This is a genomic window from Stenotrophomonas sp. 2YAF22 (assembly GCF_052114665.1).
Taxonomy (GTDB): domain Bacteria; phylum Pseudomonadota; class Gammaproteobacteria; order Xanthomonadales; family Xanthomonadaceae; genus Stenotrophomonas; species Stenotrophomonas indicatrix.
Genome location: NZ_JBFRFE010000891.1, coordinates 1 through 1,187, shown reverse-complemented (window position 1 = coordinate 1,187; position 1,187 = coordinate 1). Strand labels below are relative to the sequence as shown.

The following is a 1,187-nucleotide window of genomic DNA, read 5'->3' as shown; positions in this document are numbered from 1 at the left end:
CGACATGCCAGCGGCGGTGATCAGCCCGATGGCCGCGATCAACGCGATCACCAGCAGCATTTCCAGCAGCGACAGGCCCGCCGCGCGCCTGCCGTGCAGGCGCGGGCGTGACACCCGGCGCGGCAGGAAAAGCAGCATGCGCGCTTACGGCTGGTAGCGGATGTCAGCGTCGACGCTGCTGCCGCCGGCCTTGCCGTCCTTGCCCAGGCTGATCAGTTCATACGCCTGGCCCTCGCCCGGTGCGCGGTACTCCAGCGCGTGGCCCCACGGGTCGTTGAGGTCGGCAGGCTTGGCATACGGGCCCAGCCAGCCACCGACGCCGGCCGGTGCGGTCACCAGGTCGTTGAGCGAGGCGGGCAGCTTGCCGGTGTCGATCTGGTAGTTGTCGACCTTGGAGGCAACGGTCTGCACCTGCGCCTTGGCGATGTTGGCCTTGCCACGATCGGCGCCGCCGAGCACGCGGCTGGCGACCAGAGTCAGCACTGCGCCGATCAGCACGATGACGATGATGATCTCCAGCAGGCTCATGCCCGACTGGTGACGTGCGGCGGTGAAGGAAAGGCGGATCGGTCGACGGGAAGCAATCATGGTCGGTCCTTTCAGGTACGGGATGTCGGGGTTGCGAAGGAGGCCATCGTCAGCCGATGGCGTTGGTAAGGTCGTACAACGGCACCAGCACGGCCACGATCACCGCGCCGACCACCGAGGCCAGCACCAGGGTGATCGCCGGCACCATCGCCGCCAGCAGGCGGTCGATGCGGCGGGCACTGTCCTGTTCGAAAGTATCAGCAGCTTTCAGCAGCATGGTATCGAGTGCGCCGGACTCCTCGCCAACCTGGATCATCTGCAGCGCCAGCCGGGGAAAACGTTTGCCGCGCGACAACGCCAGCGACAAGCCGGTGCCGTTCTTGACCTCGTCGGCGGCGGTCTCCAGGTCTGCCGCAAGGGCGCGGTTGCCAAGGACGTTGCGGGCGATGCCCAGCGCGCCCAGCAGTGGCACGCCGTTGCGCAGCAGTGTCCCCAGGGTGCGCGCCAGCCGCGCGGTTTCCAGCTCGCCCAGCAGGCGGCCGATGCCGCGGCGTTGCAGCAGCCAGCCATCCAGTGCCAGACGGAACGCGGGCTGCCGCGCCTTGCGTTCGAACAACAGCAGCAGCACGCCCGGCACCACCAGCAGCAGCACCCACCAG

Annotated in this window: 2 protein-coding genes and 1 pseudogene; all 3 read right to left on the bottom strand. The window is 68.2% G+C overall.

The window, feature by feature from the left end; all coding sequences use genetic code 11:
• A pseudogene (locus AB4Y84_RS22040) lies at nt 1-138 on the bottom strand (type II secretion system protein XpsH); the annotation flags it as partial.
• A 6-nt stretch (nt 139-144) separates the two neighbouring features.
• Nucleotides 145-588 carry a type II secretion system major pseudopilin GspG gene (gspG, locus tag AB4Y84_RS22035; RefSeq protein WP_032951922.1) on the bottom strand — a complete coding sequence of 148 codons (444 nt, stop codon included), beginning with the start codon at nt 586-588 and terminating at the stop codon, nt 145-147.
• Nucleotides 589-637: 49 nt separating this feature from the next.
• A partial coding sequence (locus AB4Y84_RS22030; RefSeq protein ID WP_442250981.1) for a type II secretion system F family protein occupies nt 638-1,187 on the bottom strand: 550 nt, incomplete at its 5' end.